Origin of the sequence: Rhizobium sp. BK181, assembly GCF_014193305.1 — a bacterium.
Taxonomy (GTDB): Bacteria; Pseudomonadota; Alphaproteobacteria; order Rhizobiales; family Rhizobiaceae; genus Rhizobium.
This window is the reverse complement of sequence record NZ_JACHZA010000001.1, coordinates 440,576-462,064: the sequence shown is the minus strand read 5'-3', so window position 1 is coordinate 462,064 and position 21,489 is coordinate 440,576. Positions and strand designations below refer to the sequence as shown.

General features: G+C 57.6%; 23 protein-coding genes and 2 pseudogenes. 7 read left to right on the top strand and 18 right to left on the bottom strand.

What is annotated here, in order from left to right; genetic code table 11:
• From FHT77_RS02300 to FHT77_RS02290, 3 genes are all read right to left on the bottom strand, one after another.
• Positions 1-669 (bottom strand): response regulator transcription factor, encoded by a 669-nt coding sequence (locus FHT77_RS02300; RefSeq protein ID WP_210280758.1) that lies wholly within the window; start codon positions 667-669, stop codon positions 1-3.
• A gap of 85 nt (positions 670-754) precedes the next feature.
• On the bottom strand, positions 755-1,123 hold the full coding sequence (locus FHT77_RS02295) for a response regulator (protein WP_183752149.1): 369 nt from the start codon (positions 1,121-1,123) through the stop codon (positions 755-757).
• Complete coding sequence (locus FHT77_RS02290; RefSeq protein ID WP_183752148.1) at positions 1,120-4,935, bottom strand: PAS domain-containing protein; 3,816 nt, start codon at positions 4,933-4,935, stop codon at positions 1,120-1,122. The genes FHT77_RS02295 and FHT77_RS02290 overlap by 4 nt, the downstream gene beginning before the upstream one ends.
• Before the next feature lie 187 nt (positions 4,936-5,122).
• On the opposite strand from FHT77_RS02290, the gene FHT77_RS02285 reads away from it, so the two are divergent.
• Entirely contained in the window at positions 5,123-5,587 is a 465-nt protein-coding gene (locus tag FHT77_RS02285) for a hypothetical protein (RefSeq protein ID WP_183752147.1), read from the top strand.
• A gap of 58 nt (positions 5,588-5,645) precedes the next feature.
• Positions 5,646-6,614 (top strand): restriction endonuclease, encoded by a 969-nt coding sequence (locus FHT77_RS02280; RefSeq protein ID WP_183752146.1) that lies wholly within the window; start codon positions 5,646-5,648, stop codon positions 6,612-6,614.
• A gap of 99 nt (positions 6,615-6,713) precedes the next feature.
• On the opposite strand, the pseudogene FHT77_RS32170 reads toward FHT77_RS02280, so the two are convergent.
• Both FHT77_RS32170 and FHT77_RS02275 read right to left on the bottom strand, forming a co-directional pair.
• Positions 6,714-6,806: pseudogene (locus FHT77_RS32170) on the bottom strand (L-iditol 2-dehydrogenase); the annotation flags it as partial.
• A gap of 36 nt (positions 6,807-6,842) precedes the next feature.
• Positions 6,843-7,293 (bottom strand): annotated as a pseudogene (locus FHT77_RS02275) (Gfo/Idh/MocA family protein); the annotation flags it as partial.
• Positions 7,294-7,343: 50 nt separating this feature from the next.
• Between FHT77_RS02275 and FHT77_RS02270 the strand changes: the two are divergent.
• Together FHT77_RS02270 and FHT77_RS02265 are read left to right on the top strand one after the other, a co-directional pair.
• Positions 7,344-7,586, top strand: coding sequence for a hypothetical protein (locus FHT77_RS02270; RefSeq protein WP_183752145.1), 243 nt, complete (start codon positions 7,344-7,346; stop codon positions 7,584-7,586).
• A gap of 551 nt (positions 7,587-8,137) precedes the next feature.
• Positions 8,138-8,629, top strand: a complete 492-nt coding sequence (locus FHT77_RS02265; RefSeq protein ID WP_183892409.1) for a hypothetical protein — start codon at positions 8,138-8,140, stop codon at positions 8,627-8,629.
• 389 nt (positions 8,630-9,018) lie between these two features.
• Here the strand turns inward: FHT77_RS02265 and FHT77_RS02260 are convergent, their stop codons facing one another.
• The 8 genes from FHT77_RS02260 to FHT77_RS02225 all read right to left on the bottom strand — a co-directional run bounded on the left by FHT77_RS02260 (position 9,019) and on the right by FHT77_RS02225 (position 14,130).
• Positions 9,019-9,366, bottom strand: a complete 348-nt coding sequence (locus FHT77_RS02260) for a hypothetical protein (protein ID WP_183752143.1) — start codon at positions 9,364-9,366, stop codon at positions 9,019-9,021.
• Between the two features lie 260 nt (positions 9,367-9,626).
• Complete coding sequence (locus tag FHT77_RS02255; RefSeq protein ID WP_183752142.1) at positions 9,627-9,902, bottom strand: hypothetical protein; 276 nt, start codon at positions 9,900-9,902, stop codon at positions 9,627-9,629.
• Complete coding sequence (locus FHT77_RS02250; protein ID WP_183752140.1) at positions 9,899-11,206, bottom strand: hypothetical protein; 1,308 nt, start codon at positions 11,204-11,206, stop codon at positions 9,899-9,901. Before FHT77_RS02250 ends, FHT77_RS02255 begins: the two co-directional genes overlap by 4 nt.
• 20 nt (positions 11,207-11,226) lie before the next feature.
• Positions 11,227-11,361, bottom strand: a complete 135-nt coding sequence (locus FHT77_RS31900; protein WP_281412524.1) for a hypothetical protein — start codon at positions 11,359-11,361, stop codon at positions 11,227-11,229.
• Positions 11,362-11,566: 205 nt separating this feature from the next.
• Positions 11,567-11,983 (bottom strand): hypothetical protein, encoded by a 417-nt coding sequence (locus FHT77_RS02245; protein WP_183752138.1) that lies wholly within the window; start codon positions 11,981-11,983, stop codon positions 11,567-11,569.
• On the bottom strand, positions 11,980-12,477 hold the full coding sequence (locus FHT77_RS02240; RefSeq protein WP_183752136.1) for a hypothetical protein: 498 nt from the start codon (positions 12,475-12,477) through the stop codon (positions 11,980-11,982). Before FHT77_RS02240 ends, FHT77_RS02245 begins: the two co-directional genes overlap by 4 nt.
• 502 nt (positions 12,478-12,979) lie before the next feature.
• A complete protein-coding gene (locus tag FHT77_RS02230; RefSeq protein WP_183752132.1) occupies positions 12,980-13,465 on the bottom strand; it encodes a hypothetical protein in 486 nt (161 codons plus the stop codon).
• Positions 13,466-13,740: 275 nt separating this feature from the next.
• Complete coding sequence (locus FHT77_RS02225; RefSeq protein ID WP_183752130.1) at positions 13,741-14,130, bottom strand: hypothetical protein; 390 nt, start codon at positions 14,128-14,130, stop codon at positions 13,741-13,743.
• 371 nt (positions 14,131-14,501) lie between these two features.
• Here FHT77_RS02225 and FHT77_RS02220 point away from each other — a divergent pair, with 371 nt between their 5' ends.
• On the top strand, positions 14,502-15,023 hold the full coding sequence (locus tag FHT77_RS02220) for a thermonuclease family protein (protein ID WP_210280757.1): 522 nt from the start codon (positions 14,502-14,504) through the stop codon (positions 15,021-15,023).
• A 109-nt stretch (positions 15,024-15,132) separates the two neighbouring features.
• Here FHT77_RS02220 and FHT77_RS02215 read toward each other — a convergent pair whose 3' ends face one another.
• The 5 genes from FHT77_RS02215 to FHT77_RS02195 form a co-directional block, all read right to left on the bottom strand.
• Positions 15,133-15,426, bottom strand: coding sequence for a hypothetical protein (locus FHT77_RS02215; protein ID WP_183752128.1), 294 nt, complete (start codon positions 15,424-15,426; stop codon positions 15,133-15,135).
• A gap of 67 nt (positions 15,427-15,493) precedes the next feature.
• A complete protein-coding gene (locus tag FHT77_RS02210) occupies positions 15,494-16,390 on the bottom strand; it encodes a PcfJ domain-containing protein (RefSeq protein WP_246719628.1) in 897 nt (298 codons plus the stop codon).
• Positions 16,390-17,349, bottom strand: coding sequence for a nucleotidyl transferase AbiEii/AbiGii toxin family protein (locus tag FHT77_RS02205; RefSeq protein WP_183752126.1), 960 nt, complete (start codon positions 17,347-17,349; stop codon positions 16,390-16,392). The genes FHT77_RS02210 and FHT77_RS02205 overlap by 1 nt, the downstream gene beginning before the upstream one ends.
• 136 nt (positions 17,350-17,485) lie before the next feature.
• Positions 17,486-17,842: a hypothetical protein gene (locus tag FHT77_RS02200; protein WP_183752124.1), complete on the bottom strand. Its 357-nt coding sequence runs from the start codon at positions 17,840-17,842 to the stop codon at positions 17,486-17,488.
• A 132-nt stretch (positions 17,843-17,974) separates the two neighbouring features.
• On the bottom strand, positions 17,975-18,322 hold the full coding sequence (locus tag FHT77_RS02195; protein WP_183752123.1) for a hypothetical protein: 348 nt from the start codon (positions 18,320-18,322) through the stop codon (positions 17,975-17,977).
• A 598-nt stretch (positions 18,323-18,920) separates the two neighbouring features.
• Between FHT77_RS02195 and FHT77_RS02190 the strand changes: the two genes are divergently transcribed.
• Positions 18,921-20,546 carry a RepB family plasmid replication initiator protein gene (locus FHT77_RS02190; protein ID WP_183752121.1) on the top strand — a complete coding sequence of 542 codons (1,626 nt, stop codon included), beginning with the start codon at positions 18,921-18,923 and terminating at the stop codon, positions 20,544-20,546.
• A 1-nt stretch (position 20,547) separates the two neighbouring features.
• Complete coding sequence (locus FHT77_RS02185) at positions 20,548-21,444, top strand: hypothetical protein (protein ID WP_183752119.1); 897 nt, start codon at positions 20,548-20,550, stop codon at positions 21,442-21,444.
• Positions 21,445-21,489 lie beyond the last annotated feature (45 nt).

Here is a 21,489-nt window from a genome sequence, read left to right as displayed (position 1 = left end):
TTAATTGGCTGCGGGTCGGTCCTTGGAGGCCGGCTCGCTGTGCCGGACCGTTCGTTCGACCCCGAGCCTTGCCGCCATGAGCACCAAATCCGGCAGGCTTCTAGCTCCCATCTTGCTCATTACCCGCGCTCGGTGAACCTTTACTGTCACTTCGCTGATTCCGAGTTCATAGGCCACCTGCTTGTTCAACAGACCCGCGACGATCAGGGCCATTACCTCCTGCTCGCGATGACTAAGCGCCGTGTGTCGGCCACGAAGCAACTGCAACTCCTCCTCGGAGGCTATCGATTTACGGCTCGTCAGGAGCGCCTGCTTCATGGCCTCGAGCATGACCTCGCCGTCCACGGGCTTGGTGAGAAACTCGACAGCCCCGGCCTTCATCGCCCGAACTGTCGTCGGAATGTCGCCGTATCCCGTCAGGAAGATGATAGGCAGCGTCACCTGATGGCGGCTGACATACTCCTGCAGCTCCAGGCCATCCAGGTTCGGAAGGTTTACGTCGAGAACGAGGCAACTAGGGCCTGCCCAGGATGGGAGAGTGAGGAATTGCTCTGCGTTTTCAAACGAAATTGGATGCCACCCTGCGGAACGAATGAGGGCTTCGAGCGCGTCGCGCACCGAGATATCGTCGTCCACCACGAAAACGACGGGCGTGTCCTGCGGTATCAAAGTCGCCCCCTCATATGGACATCCCCACGCAACCCTCGGCTTTGAATCATACAGCGGGACGGTTTCTTTGCCAAATCACGTCGACTCAACCGAGTGCCGACTTGAGCGCTCGGGCCAGGTCTGCTTCGCCGAAAGGCTTGAAAAGGCACTCCACCGCGCCTTCCTTCATCAGATTCTGGCGGATGGTTTCGTCCTTCACGGCCGTAATAAAAACGATCGGTACTCCAGTGCCCCGTCGGTTCAGTTCTTGCTGCAGTTCGGGACCGGTCATGCTTGGCATTGCGATGTCGAGAAACACACACTTCGTTAGGGAGGCGTTCTCCGAGGCAAGGAAAGCCTCGGCCGAGGAGAAAGTCTCTACGCGTAGCCCGAACGTCCTGAGCAGCAGCGGCAGGGCTTCGCGAACGGATTCGTCATCGTCTACGACTGACACGAGGGGACGCACAACGTTCATGACAGCCTCCTCCGCCCTATAAAGACATCGCTACTTTGGAAACTCAGAGCATCGGACGTCGGTCCCGGAAAACGCGGGATTGAGAAAGATACGGTCGCGCCGGGGCCCTCATTCCTTTCCGCCCATAGACGACCTTTGTGTTTCTCGATGATGGATCGGCACACGGAAAGGCCGATTCCCATGCCGTCCTGTTTCGTGGTGTAAAAAGGCTCGAAAATCTTGTGAACGTCATCGGTATCAAAACCCACGCCTGTGTCCTGTACCGACAGGCGAACATGATCTTCATCGTCGGCCCCTGTCTTGATCACCAGCCGCCTTTGATGATCCTTGACCATCGCCATCGCCTCGGCGGCATTTCTCATGAGGTTCAGGATTACCTGTTGAAGTTGGACACGATCTCCCGCGACAGGTGCTATCGATTCATCCAGTTCCGTCCTAAGGTGAATCCGGGTTCTTTGTAGATCACCCGTGGATAGGGCGACTACTTCCCGGACGGCCTCGCTGAGATCAACCGCCTCGATCAATACTGGTTTACGCGCGAACAGCGCCCTCAGTCGAACAATCACTTCGGCGGCACGGTTCGCGTCACGAAGCGTCAGCTTGGCCGTGTCCATTGCGGCTTCGATGTCCGGCGGGTCTGCCGCCAGCACCCGCAGGCACGTCGTCGCGTTCATGATAATGCCTGCCAGGGGCTGGTTAACCTCGTGGGCAATAGAGGCGGTCAAGGCTCCTAGACTGGTCATCCGGTTAACATGTGCGAGTTCCGATCGCGCCTTGTTGAGCGCCTCTTCTGCCGCACGCGCTTCCGTGACATCCTGCACCGCGCCTCGCAGTTCCAGATCACCGTCCTTATTTCGCTCCCGGTGCGCGACCACGCGTATTTTTTTGACGGTTTTATCCGGCATCATCAGCTGCGTCTCGTAATCGAAGTCGCCGCTTCCTTCCCTCACTCCGGCTGTGATGCGTGAGAAGCTTACCTGGCTGTCGGGATGGACCCGGGTTTGAAGGAGCTCGAGCGTCATTTGGGTCGACGGATCAAATCCATAGATACGATACGTCTCGTCGGACCAAACGATTTCATCGCCATTTATTTTCCATGAGAAGCTGCCAGTTCGGCTGAGCTTCTGCGCGTCAGCCATAAAAGTCTCACTGCGGCGCAACTGATCCTCGGCGCGACGCCGATCGTCGACGTCGGTCATCAGGCAATACCAACGCACTATGTGGCCGTCGATATCTCGTGATGGCCGTCCACGGAGTTGGAACCAGCGATACTCCCCGTCGAAGCGTCGCAGTCGGGTTTCGAAGTCGATCGGTTGGCCCGAATTCAAGGACCGTGATAGCGTTTCGATGTGCCGGGTTAGATCGTCCGGGTGAACAGTGCCATTACTTGGCCAGTTTGTGAACTCGTCGATCGTCTGGCCCAGATAGGCAAGGAACTGCTCGTTGAGGTCTTCTGGGGAGCCGTCTGCGTTGAATACAGCAACCAAACCGGGGATAGTGTTTACGATCATCCGGGACTGCCGTTCGCTTTCCCTGAGAGCTTGCTCGGCACGCTTCCGGTCTTCGATGTCAATATTGGTGCCGTACCATTTGACGATATCCCCTTTCTCATCCCGGAGGGGGTTAGCGCGAAACAAGAACCAGCGGTACTCGCCGTCGTAGCGGCGCATCCGAGCCTCAGTGTCAACGGGAGTTCCGCTCGTCAGGGCCGACTTCCAGTATGTTTCGAGGCCGGCCGCGTCTACTGGATGAATTACCGCCGCCCAAGCCCATCCTTCGGCGTCGTCATGCGTGAAGCCAGCATAATCAAGCCAGCGATCATTTAGAAAATCACAGTAACCGTCAGGGCGGGTGGACCAGGCTGTGGTCGGTATTGCGTTGATGATCTTACGCAGGTTGAGCTCGCTCGACCGCAGCGCTTCGTCGGCACGCTTCCGATCTTCAATATCGATGTTTGTCCCGTACCATTTGGTAATGGTGCCGTTCTGATCACGTAATGGGTTTGCGCGAAACAAGAACCAGCGATACTCGCCGTCGAACCGCCGCATCCTCGCCTCTGTATCGACCGGAGTCCCGTTGGCCAGCGCCGCGAGCCAGTAGTCTTCCAGCGGCTTTGCATCATCGGGGTGTATTACCGCCGCCCAAGCCCATCCTTCCGCTTCGTCGTGCGTATATCCGGCGTACTCGAGCCACCGGTCACTAAGGAAATCACAGTAACCGTCAGGGCGCGTTGTCCAGGCTGTGGTCGGTAAGGTGTTTATGATTTTGCGAAGGTTTATTTCGCTTGAGCGCAGCGCCTCGTCAGCACGCTTTCGATCTTCGATGTCGATGTTTGTGCCGTACCATTTGGTAATGGTGCCGTTCTGATCCCGCAGTGGATTAGCTCGGAACAGGAACCAACGATATTCGCCATCGAAACGCCGCATGCGCGCCTCCACATCGACTGGCGTCCCAGCTTCCAGGCACCCTCGCCAATAGTCTTCAAGACGGTCGGCGTCCTCGGGGTGAATAACGGAAGCCCAAGCCCACCCGACGGCTTCTTCATGAGTGAATCCCGCGTAGTCGAGCCAACGATCACTCAGGAAATCGCAGTATCCGTCGGGTTGTGTGGACCAGGCTGTGGTGGGCAGCGTGTTGATGATTTTCCGGAGGTTAATTTCGCTCGCTTTGACGGCCTCCTCAGCGCGCTTCCGGTCATCGATGTCAGTCAAAAGGCCGTACCAGCGAACGATGCTGCCTTCGCGGTCTGTAACCGAGGTTCCTCTCAGCTGGAACCAGCGATAGCTGCCATCCACCCGCCGAAGCCTAAGCTCGAAATCGAACGGCTCGTTCGCCTCGAGTGCTCGATTGAAGGCGTTCGTAGTGTTTGCGAGGTCGTCGTCGTGAAGCGTCCCGTTGGTTATCCAGTTGGAAGCGGAAGCGATGGTCTGCCCGGTGTAGTCCAAGAACTGTTGGTTGACGCTATCGGTCGTCCCGGCTGAAGATAAGGTGATGATAAGCGCGGGGATGGTATTGATGATCTGCCTAGACAGCCGTTCGCTTTCCGCCAAAGCAGTCTCGGCGCGCTTTCTGTCCTCGATATCGACGTTGGTCCCGTACCATCTGATGATGTTCCCATCATCGTCGCGCAGCGGATTCCCACGAAATAGAAACCAGCGGTACTCTCCGTCGTAGCGGCGTATACGTGCCTCCGTATCGACTGAGGTGCCGGTGGCGAGGCAATGCTGCCAGTGTGCCACGAGGCCGTCGACATCGTCTGGATGCATCGCGTCCCGCCATCCCCATCCCTCCGCCTGCGCCGCGGTAAAACCGGTGTACTCGAGCCAGCGCTGATGGAGAAAATCGCAATAGCCGTCGGCTTTGGTGGACCAGGCTGCGGTCGGGATAGTGTTGATGATTTGGGCTAGAGTTTGCGCGCTCTCGCGCAAGGCCTGCTCGGCTCTTTTGCGGTCCTCGACATCTATGTTGGTTCCGTACCATTTGATGATCGTCCCTCTTTCGTCGAAAAGAGGATTCGACCGGAATAGGAACCACCTGTACTCGCCACTGTGTCGCTTGAGGCGGGCTTCCGTATCGATCGGCATTCCTTGCGCGACGGCGGCGCTCCAATGATCCGCCAGCGTCGGGAAATCATCAGGGTGAACCACCTTTGCCCACGGCCAGAGCGACTGCGGCGGCGGGTCTATATACTCATTTTGGATGCCTGTGTATTCACACCATCGCCTATTCATGAACTCAACCGAACCGTCTGCACTTTGCAGCCAGGCCAGCCCGGGGAGCGCATCCATAATCAGGCTGTGATCTGTTGCCATAGCCATCTCCGCGCGAGAACATAGCACTGTAGTCTTCCATTCGCGCGGGGCCTAGTATGCGATCGTATAACGGTCCATGCAGCCAGACGGCGGGTGGAGAGCATGACATCGGGAAGCTCGTTGTCAAAGGCGAGGCCTTTAAAACGACGACGCTCATGTGTGCGGAAGACTTCAGCAAACAGGCTCGATGCATTTGTCGAGCAGCACGACGCCATCGATCGGAGCTTACGGCGGCTTCGGATCGCTTTTGCTTGCCGCTCGTAAGGCGGGCCATCTCGTCTACGTTGGCAGTGTCGGCACGGGCTTCAAGGAGCGGGAGGCGAACGCGCTGCGCAAGATGATGGACAAGCTCACCTGGAAGAGGAAAGCGCCGCCCATCGCCTATTCAGGAAAGCGCCAGGTGGTATGGCAGCAGCCCACGCCGAAGACAACCGATGTCGCACGACAATCGACCCGCTCACCTGGTAGACCCCCGCTGGCAACCACGTGGTGGTACTCGGGAAGCTTAATTCTAGGTGCCGATAATGAATGTTATCGGAACTCAGACGTAAAAAAGCAGATGTGTCTGTTTGGAACTTACGCAGTGTTAATTTCAACAAGCGATACGAACCCCTCGAACCGCATAGCCGTGTTAGCAAGTTTGCGATGCTAACCCTTCGGACAGCTTTGAAAACCGCGATCCATTCCAGCTAAGAATCAAAAGGACGGCAATGTCGCAAATTCGCGATAGTATCGATGATCTAATCCGACGCTTTGAAAGCCCTGAGCCAAATGACGCTCGAATCGTTGGAGCAGCGCGTGAGAGGGCTCTCTTCGAGCTGTTCAACCGATGTGGATACAACATCACGGATTTGAGGGAGCCGCGGAAACCGGCGCTTGACGGGGCGTTTGAAGCGTCGCTCGATGGCCGAAGAACTACCATCGCGCTCGAAATAAAGGGAAATAACGCTCAGCATACCATTGTTCGAAAAGCTCTGGAGACGACGGACGCTCGGCGGCGCGAGGCGGGGCTCGATCGTGCATTGGTTGTCTTTGCTTGTCAGCTTCCTGAGTCAGCGATTCCTTTGACGGCGGAATTGGGACTTGGCGCGATCGATGTGCTTGGTATTCCGGAACTTCGTAGTTGGCTATGGAAAAATGATCCTTGGTCTTCTGAGGATAGCGCCACAGCCTCGACCTGCGAACTTATGATCAGGAATGTCATGCAGGCAGTTGCTCAGCGGCTAGCACAGGCTCCTGAGGAAATCACGCAGCTCAATTGGCTCGACTTGGAGCGGGTCCTACGAGAGGTTTTCGATGGCATGGGTTTCACAACAACATTAACGCGGTCGACCAAAGATGGCGGACTTGATTTATTGCTTGAGATTGATCGAGGCGGCGAACGACACTGCTACGTGGTCGAGGTGAAGCACTGGAGCCAAAACAAACCAGGTAAGAACGAGCTTTCGAAGTTGGTTCACGTCACAGCGCGCGAGCAGGCTAAAAAGGGAATCCTTTTGTCATCTTCCGGTTTTACCAGTACCGTTTACGAAGGGATCACGGAGGCCGAGCGGAAGACGGTAGGACTGGGCGACGGCTCGAAGATAATAGCGCTATGCAGGACGTATCTTCGTTTGAATACTTTGTTCTGGACCTCGGATCGAAGCAACGTCGATCTGTTGCTCGCTGATTTGCAGTAGACAAACGTCATGGCGAGACTCGGGCCGGACTGTTCCAAGGTTTAGGCTGGTGCCAGCCTAGACAGTGGTGTTGGTCCCCAACAGGTTTCAATTTTCCGGTTAGCTCAATACGTTTCCACCGTCGACGTTAAAAGTCTGGCCAAACACGTACTCCGCGCGGGTGGACGCTAAAAAAACCGCGACTTCGGCGACCTCGAGGGGATTAGCAAACCGGCCGTAGGGAATGGTAGCCGTTACCTCTGCCATCTTCTGACCGATCTCCAAGCCCTCGCGCTCGGCAAAGAAGCGCTTCATGTGGCCGACCTGCAGCACCTTGCCGCTCCTTTTCACTGCCTTCTTGAGGTCTTCCACCTCTTCGACCGAGATGCCAATGGGCTTCTCGCTCAAGACATGCTTGCCGGGCTTCGAGTGCCTGCATGGCCGCAGGAACGTGGAAGGCATCCGAGGTCGCGATGACGACAGCGTCCAGGTTCGGGTCCGCGAGCATTTCCGCGTAGTCGCGGAACGCCTTCTTCGATGCATGTGTTGCCGCCATCCGATCCCGCAAGTCGTCGGCAACATCGCAGATGGCATAAAGCTCGGCATTTTTCGCCTTGGTAGCACTTTCAAAGTGTGCAGCCTGGGAGATCGGTCCGCATCCGAGAATATCAACGTTGAGGACGCGCTTTTGGTCTTCCATTTTAATGCCTTTCTGTCGAAGCCGAATATCGGGCATTCCCGGAAGACTTGATGTCCCAGTTTTGCGCTGGGTGGGTGATTGGTCTCGTGGTTTTCGATAGCTATGATCGGCAAAGGCTACGCTGCCTCGGCCGCTCGTCTCAGCGCGGCCACCGCGCCGTCGGTCTTCAATCGAGCTGCGCAATTAGCGAAGACGCTGAGGAACTCTTTGTTCTCCCAGGGGCGCAGCGTCTCGAATGGCGAAAGCTTCAGCACCGCGAGCGACGCCAACAGCGCTTTGTCGCTCTCGGTTAGATGAGGCTCGTCGACGGCGAGGGTATCTCCCCTGAGGTCAACGCCTTTCCCCGACGCCGCAGTCCATGAAGCGTCTAGGCCTTGGGTAGACACATATGGGCCACTTACATGCGCATTCTCTAGCCGCGTTTTTGGTGTCGTACATCATGGTGGGCCGGTCGGCGGGCCGGTACAAATCGGCTAACTGGCAGATTGCGGGCACAACTTATACCTGTTATCGGGTCGTGAACCCCCGAGGAGAAGCCATGGCTCACTGTGAGTTCCACATAAATCAACAGCAGGTACCGCCCGGGTACGTGCATACCTACCAATTTGCAAAGACCGACCTTGGCTTCGGCTCTAAAGCGTAAGGCAGGTAGATGCGAGGCAATCCCTTCTGGCTCCCAGCTCACAAGCGCTTCATCGGTAGAGTCGAATTTGATCTTTTCCTCGAAAAGGCCGGGGACGAAGTCAAACGCTGCACAGCTGAGTATCCACGGTTCGAAATCCTCCGAAACGCCTACTCATTCACGACTAGCTTAGGCGACGCGGATCGGCTGCAGTTGAGTTTCATGAAACGCAAGATGGGGCGGAACGATTTGACCGGCACGCCAGCCATCGAGCACGGAGCCAAACTCCTTTACAGCCTTGGCGACGGCGGTCATGTCGCCTGTCTAATCTCTGGCGCGTATTCCGAGCTGGGCCGCATGCAGGAAAAACACATCTACCTTCGCATCGGCCGGTATACGGCGCATCAGCTCCTGAAGAGATTAGAGGGCGACATCCAGGACTTGGTGTCCTACGCTTACGTCTCCAGTCTCGATACGGAGCCCATGCTGAGGGAGAAGCTGCGTGTCTGGTTTTTACAGCGGTTCCATCCCACGCAGAAATGGGACGACGACAAGTTTGCTCCAGCCGAAGGCAATCGCTGGATCGGAACCGCCGTCGGCTTCACTATGAAGACCATGGTGATGGCTTTGATCAAGCCGGTGGCGGTGGCCGTGGCTCTGGCTATGCTGATTTTCCTTGGCTTCGACAAGCTGGCCGAGCTGATTCCGCACTAAGCTACATCTCGAGCTTGTCCATCAGTTGTTCGCCTCGTTCTTCGATCGCCAGCGATACGATTGCCCATCGCGACCACGAGAAAAGCCATGAAGCCGAAGAGGACGGCATGGGCTACTGTCCTGTAAGCCAGTATGCTAAGCCGGCAGCAATGACCGTCATGATAACGGTATTCCAAAGGCCCTTGCACTTCCGCGCCTTGGTTTTCATTGCGAGTCCGGCGATGTGCAGATCAAGTTCGGGCGGCATTGGTGCATCTTGGTTGACGAGGCAGTTTCGAAAACTGCATGCTGCCGGTGAAAAATGGAAGACCTGAGGGGCGGCACCAACGGCGGATAGCAAAAAGCCCCCGGTCAAGGGGGCTTCGTTGGCTGCCTGACGGAGACGTCGGTCAGGCGAGTTCGGTGAACATCTCCCCCGCGAGGTCCTGTTCCGGTTCCTTCAGCTCCTCGACGGCGGCTTGGAGCAGTTGGACGACTGCGGAATAGACGTCACTGTAGTCCTCATCGAGCCGATCAGCGGCAGTCCTCAGTACGTCGGGATTGATGTCGAGATGGCAGTCATTGCGAACCAGATCGTGGTCTTCATCGAGCCATTCCAGAGTGCCGCCGATGATCTCGCCGTCCACTGAGACCTCGAAGGCGACGTGAAACGGCATGTCATCGTCTTCGGCGAACTTGGCGTTTACGATCCCGAGGCGGTTCGCGATGGCTACGGTTTCGGTGTTCAGCTGGTGCATGTTGCTTTCCTTTTCCTGTTGTCGCCGGGTTCCAGTCGGCGATGGCTGGCGGCTCATCCGCCGCTCACAATCAAATGTTGCTCTGTATCCATGGAGGACACAATAGCCGGCGGATAATAAAGTCAGTGTTGACAATTGGTTAGGAGTGAAGCTGCCCAAACCCCTTTGTCTGTCAACGAACTTTCTTCGTGATGGCGGGCGGATACAGCTCAATATCCGCCGGCAGGAATTCGGCCGGCGGATAGAACGCAGCATCGGTGTTAAGCAGCGGGTCGAAGTTCGTATCCGGCCGCCGTGAGGATGGCGGTCAGCCTCGCGAAGACACGACGCTCGATCGGCGACAATATCGTCTCAGGGACATTCCTCGTCGAAGAGGGCTTGCGGTACGCCCAGATCGTTCGGGGTGCGACGTTGGCGATCTCGGCGGCCGCGTGGTAGCTTAGGCCGCCGATGTCGAGGAGGAATGCCAGGCGCTCCTGCGACGTCATATCCGTGCCCTCGGGGCGGCGATAGAGGGTGCTGCGATTCGGGGTCATGCTGCCTCCGGGTTCACGAGGACGTTGCCGTGCCACTTCACGATTTCGTCGCGCAGCGCCTTGGACAGACGGTTGACGTGCTTGATCTCGTAACGTGGCTGCTCCTCACGGCCAGTCCCCAACTGGACCAGTTCGCGTTTGATGCTTTCTGTGGCGGCGGCGTTCGGGAACGCCATCGGCACTCCGTCTACGCACGTAACAAGGCTTGAAGGAACAGCTGCGCTGTCATCTTGCCTGACGACGATTGCATACTTGATCGGCCGAGAGAGCTTCACAATGCGGTCCAGTTTAGCCCGGACAACTTTCTCGACGTCGGTCATGTATGTGTCGAGGGCGCGTGCAGTCTCTACGAATGCCTCGGGATGTCGATCGACATAGCTGCCTTCGGCAACCAGGCCGTCAAGGTGCAGCCATTCCAGCGTCTCCCGGCTCGTGAACAGAGAGCCGTTTTCGAGCACGACGCGGATTGAAAACCGGAGGCACGGACGACCCTGATCATTGCCGAAATGCGGGAAATGGACCGATATCAGATCGGCCAGTCGGCGGACGTGGCCGTTCCTGTCGCGGTGGAAGCCCGTATTGAACAACACGTTGGCGATGCTCGAGCCGAACTCGTATTCGTCGATCGGCCTCTTGTATTTCCTCGCCTCGGTAACGAACGCCGTTCTGGCGTCCGCGACGGCCGCCCGCACGTCATAGTACGAGTCCGTCGACGACGCGACGTCGCCGACGTTGCGAAGAGCCGACGCCCAGTCCTTGCAGACGCGAGGAGAACGGATCGCGATGGTTTCTGTCTTGAGTTGTAGCATGTCTTCTTTCCTTTGAGATGCCCGTAAGGCGCTGCGGTGTGGGGACCAGGTTCCAGAGGCTCTCCAGTGTCGCCACCGACGCCGGTGACGACAGAATGAAGCATCGATGACGATCACATGAGCCAGCGGTAGAACTTCGATGCTCTCATCGTCCTCTGCGGTGAGCCAGTCGGTCGCCCAGAACATTTCTTCTCCGTCTGTAGTCGTGACGGTGACCGGGAGGCTCTTCAGCTGTCGACCGACCGCCTCCTCGATTGCCGGAAGGCCGAAGTTGCTGCCCTCGGCGTCAGCATGCTGGAAGCCGCCGAGCGTCTGACCAGAAACGATGCTCGTCTGGTCGTTGCCGATCTTGGCGACGCCGCTGTTCGTCATCTGCCAGCCGGCATTGAGAGAGCTGCGGAAGATGTCGAGGACTTCTTCGATGGCGTCAGCGCCGACGGCAGCCGATGCTTTCAGAAGATCGATGACGGCGAATTCGACGGCTTCGACGCACATGACGAGGGGATTGGTCTTGATCAGAGCGACCAGTGGGTCGCGGGAACGACCTGGCGTTCCATACCGGCTTCGTTCTCAGCGGCAGCGATCTTGTCGGCGACGGTGACGGGGATATAGAGGTAGGTGGTTTCGGTGGCTACTTTCAGCTGGTACATGGTTTCATCTTTCCTGAGTGCGTCGGGTTCCAATCGACGATGGGCGGTGGTGAGTTTGTTGCCGACCATGTAAAGATGATTGTATGTATCCTTGATGGGTACAAGTGGTTTTTCAGGAGAAAATTGGAGAGAAATATGTATATATTGAATAAAAGTTGTGATTATCCATGATGTAAACAAAGTTTTATTATGAACGCGTCATATTTCATTCAGTCTGCCGGCGGTATTTCGGCATGCAGAAGGAATTTATCGCAACCCTTCCGCCGTTCGGCCACGTCGGCGACCATCTCTCGGTCACAGTGACGCTGCCGTCGGCACGCGCCTCCGTGGTCATCACCGGATTGAAATTGTGGCGCTCGGAGACCGAACCAAAGTTGGCGGCCGCAGAACTTGCTGCGGCAATCTCGCGATCTGTCCACTGGATTTCGAACTCGGCCCCGTAGGCTGCGTCAAAGTCGAAACGCACGGGGCCGACGGCGTCACGGCGGCCGACAAATTCGGCGCGGTAAGTGCGCAGGTCGTTGAGGTAACGCTCGGCGCAGACATAGCAACCGCCGTCATATCCGTCGCAGCCGCCTTCTTGGTAGCTATCGGAGCTTGGACGTCGGAGAGTGATTCTCATGCGGACACCCTCGGTCCCATGACATCGGACAGCGCCTCCACCGTCTTCTGAAAACCAGATTTCGCCCGGAGATCGAGACGACGGCCGACGGCATTCAGTTCGTCCAGCGCCTTCCTGAAACGTTCTTCGGACAGCACGTGGAGCGCAGATCGGCCATGGCACTCGACGAGGTCGGCGTCGGTCAGCTTGACGGAGCCGCTCCGGAGAGCGGCCTTCGCGGGCATTGCGAAGATCGGGGTCTCTTGATCGGGATTAGGATTGACGTCGGCAGGGGCTTCCCAGACGGCCATCCTCGCCCCAAGGCGGGGGCTGCGCCGGTAGCCGCGCATGTCGGCGTAGAGATCGAGGCCCTGGTCGACGATCTCGGCGCAGCGTGTGCGTCGGAGATGAACGTGTGCGGCGATTGACGGATCGACACGCCTGTCGCCCAGAGTTCGATGATGTAGTTTTCGATGTCGGAAGCCTTGCAGGCGAGACGCCAGCGGTCCAGGCAAGTGCGGTGTTCAATGTTGTGCGGCGTCGTAGGGATGAAGTCGCGTTCCCCGGAGGAAGCGCCGCCACCCATTCCGATGCGAACCATGTCAAGCGCACGAGCGCCAAGGCCGTCTTCGAGCGCAGCACGGATCGCGAGCGCAGACTGACGACGATGATTCTCGATGTTTGCGGAGAGCAGTGGATCGGCCGTCACCCGTTTCGGGTGTGCCGAGATCAATATCAGGCCGTTTTACGACCTTCTTGTTTTTGTTCTTACGTGCCACAGCCGTTCCCCAACATCTGTAGTGCCGGCGGAAATGGAACAAGGATAAAAACGAAGTATCGCGTCAAAAATACTTCTGAACGAGAAAAGGCGCACGGTTAAGCTTGGAACCCCCGTGCGCCTCTCAGGAAAGAATACATGCTCAGATGAGCTGCATCCGTCTGAGTGTTATCCGTCGACGGGTTGCCGCTGTCAAGAAAAGCCCCCGGCGTGGTTAGACGCCGGGGGCTTGCAGAGACTTAGAGACCCTGTTCTTCGAGATAGTTCTCGAAAGCAGAACCGAGGCGCTTGCTCGCCCACGGTGCCAAGCGCAGCACGTAGCGCTTCAGTTTGCGAACCTCGGCGTCCTCGTCGGCCGTCGAGATCGCGAACGTGACCACCACACCGCGTTCGGGCTCCTCGGAACCCACGAGCTTCGCAGCACGAGGATAGAGAAGCACTTGCGCCTCCGCCGTCACCTTGTCGTCGACGAGAAGAAGGCGGAGCGTCCAGTTGCGAGACAGCTTGAGCTGCGCCGCGCGTGGACCGGAATGCCAGTCGAGCAGACCAAAGACCTCGTATTCGCGGATTACGCCGCGATGGCGATCGATGGAATCAGGACCGGCGGTACGCCAGACGTGATACTGCTCCTCGCCAGGCCAGTATCCGTCGGGACGACGAACGACTTCGGGGCGAGGGGACGGAAGCGCCGGACCGGCCGGGCGCTGGCAGTAAGGCATCGACATCGTCGAGCTCCTCCACAACCGGCAGAACGGTAAGCCGGAGCCCGCATTGAAACGGATGTTGTCACAATGAGAGTTATTGCCGCTCTTTCTTTGCGATCGGAGCTCTGTCGTAGCCTTGGGTAGCTTCTCTTTCTCTTTGTCTCTGATTTCCGATCTAACGGCAGCGCCTAAACAACTCATTCCTCGATTGACCGGCATTTTATCTGTCTGTCGAATTTCGGGAATTTACGAACCTCTACGGCATGTCGTTCAGAAGCCGCAGAGGCCGTCGAAGATCATGCCGCTGTCGCGAACTCACCGACGAAGGCATCAAGGAGACGCTGCGCTTCCGCGCGAGCGGTCTCCAATTCCATCTTGGCCTTTGCGACGATTGTCACGGCGTGCTCCAGGCTGGGATGTTGGAACGGGAAGCCGAGCGTCTCGAACACGGCACCAATGCCGACGCCGTCCGGAAATGCGACAGACACTGCGCACGGTCCAGGTTCGTGGACTGAATTCGGCGTCAGCATGTAGCCGTCGTCGTCGAGCGTCAGGCTGCGTCCGTCGAGTACGTCAGCCGTGGAGCGCAGGTGATGCAACTGCAGGGCAAGCTGCAGCAGCGCGGTTGCGGTTTTGAGATTAGTCGCCTGTGGCTGTGGCGTCGGTGCCGAAGAGCCAGGAGTCATGCGGTAGTCCTCTCGACGGATTTTTTGACCGGCATCCGCTAGCCGAATAGCGAGAAGAAGACTCGCTACGTATGAGGCCGTGGATGAGGATCGACGTCGACATTGGACTTCTCCGAAATATGAGCCCGCCTCGTATCAAGCGTTTCGGAATCAAACCTTGCGGATGACGTTAAAATTTTATCCATCTTGAAGAAAAAGACCGTCGACCTTCTGGCCGCTTTCCTTTGAAGCATTTTTTGTTTGTCTCTGGGATGGGGACAAAAAAGTGATCCCGATGTGGTGGCTGCCCCTGAAGTCTAAAATGCAACCAAACTAATGAACTTGGAATTCAACCCTTCCGGGTATGCTGGGCCTCTGGGATAGGGATGGTCATGGGCGACGTCGTAAAATTCCAAAAGCCAGTTGTGCAGCACGCGAAGTCGTCCGATGGCTTCGTCAGGACGTTGATCGCAGCTGTTGTCATTGCGTTCGGTAGCGGGGCTGCCGGCTACTACCTGCTCGGCGATATCCCGCTCGCCACGGCGGCCGCGACGATAACCAAGCCACTGACCGCTTACGGCGTCTGTTCCGGAAGCGTGAGATACCACTGCGTTGTCGATGGAGACACACTTTGGATCGGTGGGCAGAAAATCCGCGTCGCCGATATAGACACGCCCGAAGTTTCCGAACCGCGCTGCCCGTCGGAACTGGCGCTGGGCAACAAAGCGACCGCTCGCCTCGTCGAGCTGGTCAACGAAGGTCCGTTCGAACTCAAGGCATGGCCCGGGCGTGATGAAGACAAGTACGGGCGTAAGCTACGAGTTCTCGTCCGCGACGGCCACAGCCTCGGCGATATCCTGGTATCCGAAGGGCTTGCGAGGACGTGGACGGGACGGCGGCAGCCGTGGTGCTGACCACCACTCGCTTGGAACGCCCGACGGAGCCTCGGATGACGCGTTGTCGAGTTCGCGCTGAGCCCATGCCTCAGGCCACCATTCGCCCCAGTCCTCGGTGCCGGGCTGATCAGTCGATGTCATCGTAGATATCCCAACCGAACTCGTCGACGACCCGCAGATGTACTCGGCGAGCGTCTGATAGCTGTCTACGATGGCTCTGGGCGATCGATCTTTCAATCCGCCGGCGAATGAGACGGTCTTCGAACTGTATGACGTTCGACGACGTCGAGGTGTGGACCGTCGACGCCAGGACGGATTTGAGGCCGCGTAGATATCGGAGCGCTTCCTGTCTGTCCGACTCGTCGACGATCTCCGGAAGGTGGCGCTCCAAGGCGTCGTGAATAGATCGAAACAGCTGCATTGACGTCTCTCTCTCATGGTCTCCTCGACCAGAACGATATTGTGTCCGCCGGCGCAATGAGGCCAAGTCAGTCGCGCCGGCGAGCCGGCGGCAAGTCGCGAAGGATCACCGCGGCCTCGGGTCCGTAGTCCGGATCGTCGGCATGGGAACCGGGTCGGTCGCGCCAGTCACGCCACCCGAAGGCGTCGGCAGCGCCAGCGACGAGGTCTTTGATCTCTGGCGATGGCTCAGCGTTCGCGAGTGCCCGAAATTGGCGGATGAAGCCGTTCCGGATTTCCATGGTAGCCAGTGGCTCGCCCTCTGGATCGCGTACGGAAAGAAACTCGATGTCCGGGTCGTCGAGAAGATCGTCGTAGCTGCCTTTGCCAATGCAGTGGTGCATCAGGCTACCTTCCTTGCGAAGGGCCAGCCGCGAGCGAAGTGCAACGAGCGTGTGGCCGACGCCAAGATCGAATACGAAATGCTCGTCCTGCGGACCGAGGACCAGCTCGCGCGCCATCCGGGCGTTGCGATCCCGCAGGCCCTTCGTGGCTTCGACAACCAAGCGGTCGAGCGATCCGCATTTCATGAGTTTCTTGGGGTGACCGTCGTCATCGAGGTTCCAGAGCCACGGTTCGCTATCCGACACGGCGTTGACCAGCCAATCAGCTACATGCCAGGCGTCTAATGAGTACCAAGACATCCACAATCTTGCTCGTTGCGACCACTTGCGATCCTCAAGTCCGACGCCATGTTCCGGCCACCCGTCGATGCGGTGGACAGCGGGGTCTTCGTGATCACCGGGCGTCGCTATCCACTTCGGGTCATTCGCATCTGACCGGCGGAAATCGTTCCAAAAGATACGGACTAGGCTGCACTCGACGAGGCTGCGGATCGGAATCATGACTCTGTCTCCGAGATCGAGTTCAGCAACAAGCGCGCGCTCTGCAGCGCGATATTCCGGGTGTCTATGGCGTTTTGCCATCACGCCGCTCCCGCAGGCTTCAGACGTGGCTCGTAGCGACGATCACCGAGAACGCGATCAAGGTGCATCTGTTCGTAATCGCCGTTGCGCGTGTCGCGGACGACCTTTGCGACGAGCTGCGCATGCAGTTCTGACCAATGCGCATTGATGTCGACGAACGCTTGAAACAGAGTGCGTCCACATCTCCGGCTATCCGGCAGCTTGTCCCAGGCCTGCTCGCGCAGTGCCAGCGACGGCCATCTCAATGCTTCCGGTGATAGTGTGCAGCACGAAAGCGTCATGCCGCGGTATTGTGAGACGCGTTCTATTTCCTGAGCCACGCAGGAAAGGTCGAGAGTGGCGACGTCGGCGAGGAGAACCAGGTCGGCAAAGTGCTTGACCCTGTAATCCGTCGCCGGCTGCGTGAGAACGGCAAGCCATTTTTCAGCCGCAACCGTGACAAGCGGCACGGTCTTGATGCGCAGTGGCTCGACGCCGTCGACGAACGAGGGCAGGCATGAATCGATCAGCTTCGGCGGAAGCGCGTGACGGCCCCGGGCGAGCGTCATGTCGATTCCCGTGTTCGCGCGGACGCCGCCGACCTTGCCGCGGATTTTGTAACGGGTGACGGGATCGCCGTGTCCGACGTCGATTTCCTGTGCCTCGGGCGACACGAACTCGAGCGTAATGCCCCGAGCATCGAGCAACGGCGCTATGACCTTGAAGCCGTTTTGGACCTCGAGGTTGCTGTAGCGGCGGATCGTCAGGATATCGACGTCGTCGGTCTCGCGCATCGTCTGCGGGAAGAGCGATCCGCCTTTGAGGACGATTGGAGCCGGCCCCATGCCGTAGTGCCACACCGAGAGAATGACGTCGCCGAGAACGCGGGCGGCAGCCTTGTCGACGTGCAGGCCGCGCGCCCTGACCGACTTCTTGAGCCTGGTGTCCATGCTTTCGTGTATGCCGGATATTTTTGTCATCGTTCGTCCCCTCAGACTGTTGTTGAGGGGATCGTGGCCACCGGCGATGCAAGTCACTACATCACTACGCGATTTTGCCGTCCGTCGATTCTAAAAAAGGAAGTAATGCGGAGAAGACAGCCAAAATCCGACAGGTTCAAGACGGCTTGTGTGGGAAGATGGGGGCGGCCGGTTGGGAAGTCCCGGAGACCAGAGGAACGAGGTCCTCGACATCCAGACGTCGAACACGTCGACGAACCTGGCGCTCGGCCATCTTCGGTGCGTAGCCGCGGGAGACAAGGAAATTGATCGCCATGAGCTCCAGGCCGTCGGAGCGGCGGACGTCTTTCTCGGAGCCACGCTGCTCCGCGGTGTGCCGATACACGGCAAGCGCCGCCGCCAGAGAGGTGTCGACAGCGTCCGCCTCAGGGCGCTGCTGGACGCGCAGACGTTCACGATACCGCTCCTGAGAGGACCGCTGCGCCTCGTTCCCTGGATTCCTCGCTCTCGGCATAGCCCGTTCCCTCATCACTACGACTTCACTACGCGACGATCATCGGCGACGGCCTCGCAAGAAACAAAAGCCCCACGGCGGCCGACGAGGCTTTTCAATTTACGCATGGGACGAGGATGTCCCATCCTCGAATTACGTCGATTTGAAGAACTTCGGCTCGATCTTCCCTGCTTTGATCTTCTCGGCAGCGACGTCGGCTTCGGCTCCGAACACGGAACAGAGGACCTGGCGCACGACCTCGGCGTCGTCGCTGCCGGAACGAAGGATGTGAAGCGCGGCGTCGGAGAGTGCGTCACGGATGTGCTGGCGTGTCGCCAAGACTGTGCCGCCTTCGAGCGCCGCTCCCACCTTCGCCCGTGTCGAGCGCACGGCATCGGCCTGGTATTGCCTGCGCTTCTTCGATGGCAGTTGCCGGATCGGGGTCGGGCGGTACGGTTCGTCGATCATCTCGGCGAGGAGTTGCACGGTAAGGTTCGTCATCGGCCGCTGGCACCTTGCACGAGGAATGTCACTATCGTGTGTGCCGGCTTTTCTCGGCGCAAGTGTATTTCATGTAAAACGCTCACGGTGTGGAATTTTACTCCGCCCGTTGCTTTGCTCGGCCTATCTCCGCGCTCAGGTCAAAGCAGCAAAAAAGAGCGAAGCGACACGTTCTTCCGAAACAATCCGCGTCCAGCCTAGTTCCTGCGCGCCAAGCGCAGACATACTTAGAATCGTCGAAAAAACCCAAAAAAAACGACAGCAAAACCCCTAAAATCAGGCTTGTTGTCAACTGCTTAAAATCCCATAAACCCCGGACCTATGCGCACCGCCGAATTTTTAAAATCCCATAAACCCCGGAAAATGACCTTAAAATCCACCATTGTAGAGTGCTTGGGATTTCATTGTTTATATCTTGCAATACCTGTATCGACGGACTTTAAATTCCTTCAATAAAAACATTGGACTGCAAGTTTAATACTTAAATAAACAATTTGATTTCTTGTTTAAAATCCTCGATCTAAAGAATAGATGGATTTAACATTGACTATTGTCTCGCCGATGGAATTCTACTTAGACAACAAAAGTAGAGGATGTCATGTACGAAAGACCGTCAGCTCCATTTCAGCCGGCGAACCGTGGCGCGGTTTCGGCTGCGCTCGAGACCAGGAAGTCTCTGTCGATCATCGCTCCACAGTCGCCGAGGCCATCTGAAATGCTCGCTGGTGTCAGCTTCACCAGCGGGGCCGCGGACCTGACGTCTACCGATCTCGCGCTGCACGATCTCATGATTACGAAAGCATACGAGTCGGATCGATCCATGGAGGCGACGTCATACGAGATTCCGATGGCAGAGTGCCTCAAGTTCCTCTGGGCCGATGCTCGGAAGGAGGACGTCACTGCGTCTCTCAGACGGATGGAAACCGTCCGGCTGTCGTTCTCAGGAGAAACGGGAAGATCATTCCGAGACGTGCAGATGCTGACGTCGTGGACCGCGATCGCGGGAGATAGCGTCGCGGTTGGATACCAGTTTCCCGATCCGATCAGACAGCTGATGCGCTCCATGCCCAAGTACGGCTATGTCGAGCTGGCGGCAATCGGTCAGGGCTCCATGCGGTCGAAATATTCCCAAATGCTCTACAAGCGCCTGGCGCACGAAGTCAGCCATCGACCATGGCAAGATGGAAGCGCCAACTCCTTCACTCTCGAATTCACGCCCGCCGAACTCGCGGAGATCGTCGGGTTCAAAGCGCCGGTCAAGGGTTTCTTCTCCAAGCTTCAGGAGCGCGTCATCTCGAAGTTCCCGTCGGATTTCCTCAACGTCCGGAAGTTCGAATTTGACATTACGTACGACGGTCTGGGCGCGCCGGCTCGTGGACAGGGAAAGACGACGTCACTGATCCAATTCCACATCAAGGTCTACCCGGACTCGCATCACACGGTGAGAAGCGACACGCGGCCTCTCCAGGCGATGGGTCACAAGATCGGGAAACCAGACGTTGCCAGGTACCGCATAAACTCGGTTTTCTGGCTATCGGTCGTTAAGAAGTTCCAGACTCTCGGGCTGACGCACTTCTCGGCGCACTGGGCCTGGCAGGTCGCCCTGGACGAGGCTCTCGAGCAAACCCCATTGACGACTGCGTACTCGAAGCGCCGTTATCGCGGAAAGGAGCTGCTGGGAGCAATCGACGCCAACGGCCCCGAGGCGGCCGCATGGTGTTTCTTCACTGAAGAGTCGGAACTGGGATCGGACATCTGCAATTCGATCCACGTTGCGAAGAAGCTTGGTCTTGCCGAGCGTAACCGTATCAAGCGGCTCACCGAAAACAAGAAAAAGGGCAGGTCGAAAAAGAAGGCGCAGATCGTCGTTTCCGCCGGTCCGGAAACCATTGCGAAGACCTCGGTAGAACCCCCGAAGGCTCACGACGAACTGCATCCGACATTCGAGACATGCACCCACATCGACCTGGAAATCGACGAGGCTGCGACCCTGTGTGATCTCGACGACGTCATCTACCAGCACCTGGACACCCGTTGTTGGAACGGCGGACGGCGCATCCAGCTGCGGGCATATTTCACAGTCCCCGGTCAAAACGTCAGACAGCACTATCTGTTCACCGTCGACCCAGCCGACGAGGACGAACTGATTTACGAGTTGAAGAAGATCGACAATTGGATCGCCGAACCCATCAGGTACACGATCGTAGAAAAGAAGGCCGCCTGAGATGACAAGCAAAATCCCCGAAGATCACAGGCTCTACGACAAATCGCACCGTGCTATCGTTCTGACGGCAGAGGCGAGGATGACTGTGCCGGATGGTGCGAAAGTCACCGGCGCGGTCACCGATTATCTCAAATCTGCTTTGGATGCCGGTGAATTGCTGCCCGTCTGGGTTCGTTTTACCGATCTCCAGGACCGAGAAATCTTTGACCTTCAACCGTTCTTCGCACCGGCGGATCGGGATTTCCTCAACGGCCTCATCCTGGCGATCGAGGGTGTCGACAAGCACATGACGGTGTCCTCGTTCAGCTACAAAGCTCGCCAGTTTCCGAAGAAAGATAGAAAAAGGGCAACAGGCAAACCACTGCGCCGCAACGACGGAGAAGGAGCCGCCGCAAAAGCCTCGGACATCGCGATCCCCGACCCCAACTGTCTTCCGCTCTCGCTTCGGTTCTTTGCGTGCGAGGAGGCGCTGGCGGAGGCAAAGAAACTCGGAGAAATCTATGATCGATGGCCCTTCTTCGGGTTCTGCCGAGACGACCTGAAGACATGTTCCGAGAAACTCGTTGCCGAGTTCGCGGAACGTTATCCCTATCTTGCCGAAGTCGACAAGGTACTCGACGGGAGGCTGACGGAAGTCATCATGGAGCTGGGAAAACACCCGTATCAGAAGCCATTCGAACTGCGGCGGTTCTGGAAATCGGTGCGACATGGCGGGGTGAAATCCTGGAAGCAGCTGGCCAACGAACTCCTATGCGAAATCGCACAGGGTGCCGGAAATCCCTTCAGACACTACGAAGAGACGGAAGCTCCAACGACGGCGGCCGCCTATCTCGCCCATGATGATCGTCCACGTAGAGATCGCGCTTTCATGACGCGATACTCTCGATTCTCAAAATGAGAGCGGAAGCATTTTTTCCCGCGTTGACAATGAGATTCGTGCCCG

Coding starts and splice junctions, on each gene's coding strand:
- FHT77_RS02295 (WP_183752149.1), bottom strand. CDS start 1,123: ATGAACGTTGTGCGTCCCCTCGTGTCAGTCGTAGACGATGACGAATCC.
- FHT77_RS02290 (WP_183752148.1), bottom strand. CDS start 4,935: ATGGCAACAGATCACAGCCTGATTATGGATGCGCTCCCCGGGCTGGCC.
- FHT77_RS02285 (WP_183752147.1), top strand. CDS start 5,123: ATGCATTTGTCGAGCAGCACGACGCCATCGATCGGAGCTTACGGCGGC.
- FHT77_RS02280 (WP_183752146.1), top strand. CDS start 5,646: ATGTCGCAAATTCGCGATAGTATCGATGATCTAATCCGACGCTTTGAA.
- FHT77_RS02270 (WP_183752145.1), top strand. CDS start 7,344: ATGTCCCAGTTTTGCGCTGGGTGGGTGATTGGTCTCGTGGTTTTCGAT.
- FHT77_RS02265 (WP_183892409.1), top strand. CDS start 8,138: ATGAAACGCAAGATGGGGCGGAACGATTTGACCGGCACGCCAGCCATC.
- FHT77_RS02260 (WP_183752143.1), bottom strand. CDS start 9,366: ATGCACCAGCTGAACACCGAAACCGTAGCCATCGCGAACCGCCTCGGG.
- FHT77_RS02255 (WP_183752142.1), bottom strand. CDS start 9,902: ATGACCCCGAATCGCAGCACCCTCTATCGCCGCCCCGAGGGCACGGAT.
- FHT77_RS02250 (WP_183752140.1), bottom strand. CDS start 11,206: ATGTGCGTCGAAGCCGTCGAATTCGCCGTCATCGATCTTCTGAAAGCA.
- FHT77_RS31900 (WP_281412524.1), bottom strand. CDS start 11,361: ATGTACCAGCTGAAAGTAGCCACCGAAACCACCTACCTCTATATCCCC.
- FHT77_RS02245 (WP_183752138.1), bottom strand. CDS start 11,983: ATGAGAATCACTCTCCGACGTCCAAGCTCCGATAGCTACCAAGAAGGC.
- FHT77_RS02230 (WP_183752132.1), bottom strand. CDS start 13,465: ATGTCGATGCCTTACTGCCAGCGCCCGGCCGGTCCGGCGCTTCCGTCC.
- FHT77_RS02225 (WP_183752130.1), bottom strand. CDS start 14,130: ATGACTCCTGGCTCTTCGGCACCGACGCCACAGCCACAGGCGACTAAT.
- FHT77_RS02220 (WP_210280757.1), top strand. CDS start 14,502: ATGGGCGACGTCGTAAAATTCCAAAAGCCAGTTGTGCAGCACGCGAAG.
- FHT77_RS02215 (WP_183752128.1), bottom strand. CDS start 15,426: ATGCAGCTGTTTCGATCTATTCACGACGCCTTGGAGCGCCACCTTCCG.
- FHT77_RS02210 (WP_246719628.1), bottom strand. CDS start 16,390: ATGGCAAAACGCCATAGACACCCGGAATATCGCGCTGCAGAGCGCGCG.
- FHT77_RS02205 (WP_183752126.1), bottom strand. CDS start 17,349: ATGACAAAAATATCCGGCATACACGAAAGCATGGACACCAGGCTCAAG.
- FHT77_RS02200 (WP_183752124.1), bottom strand. CDS start 17,842: ATGCCGAGAGCGAGGAATCCAGGGAACGAGGCGCAGCGGTCCTCTCAG.
- FHT77_RS02195 (WP_183752123.1), bottom strand. CDS start 18,322: ATGACGAACCTTACCGTGCAACTCCTCGCCGAGATGATCGACGAACCG.
- FHT77_RS02190 (WP_183752121.1), top strand. CDS start 18,921: ATGTACGAAAGACCGTCAGCTCCATTTCAGCCGGCGAACCGTGGCGCG.
- FHT77_RS02185 (WP_183752119.1), top strand. CDS start 20,548: ATGACAAGCAAAATCCCCGAAGATCACAGGCTCTACGACAAATCGCAC.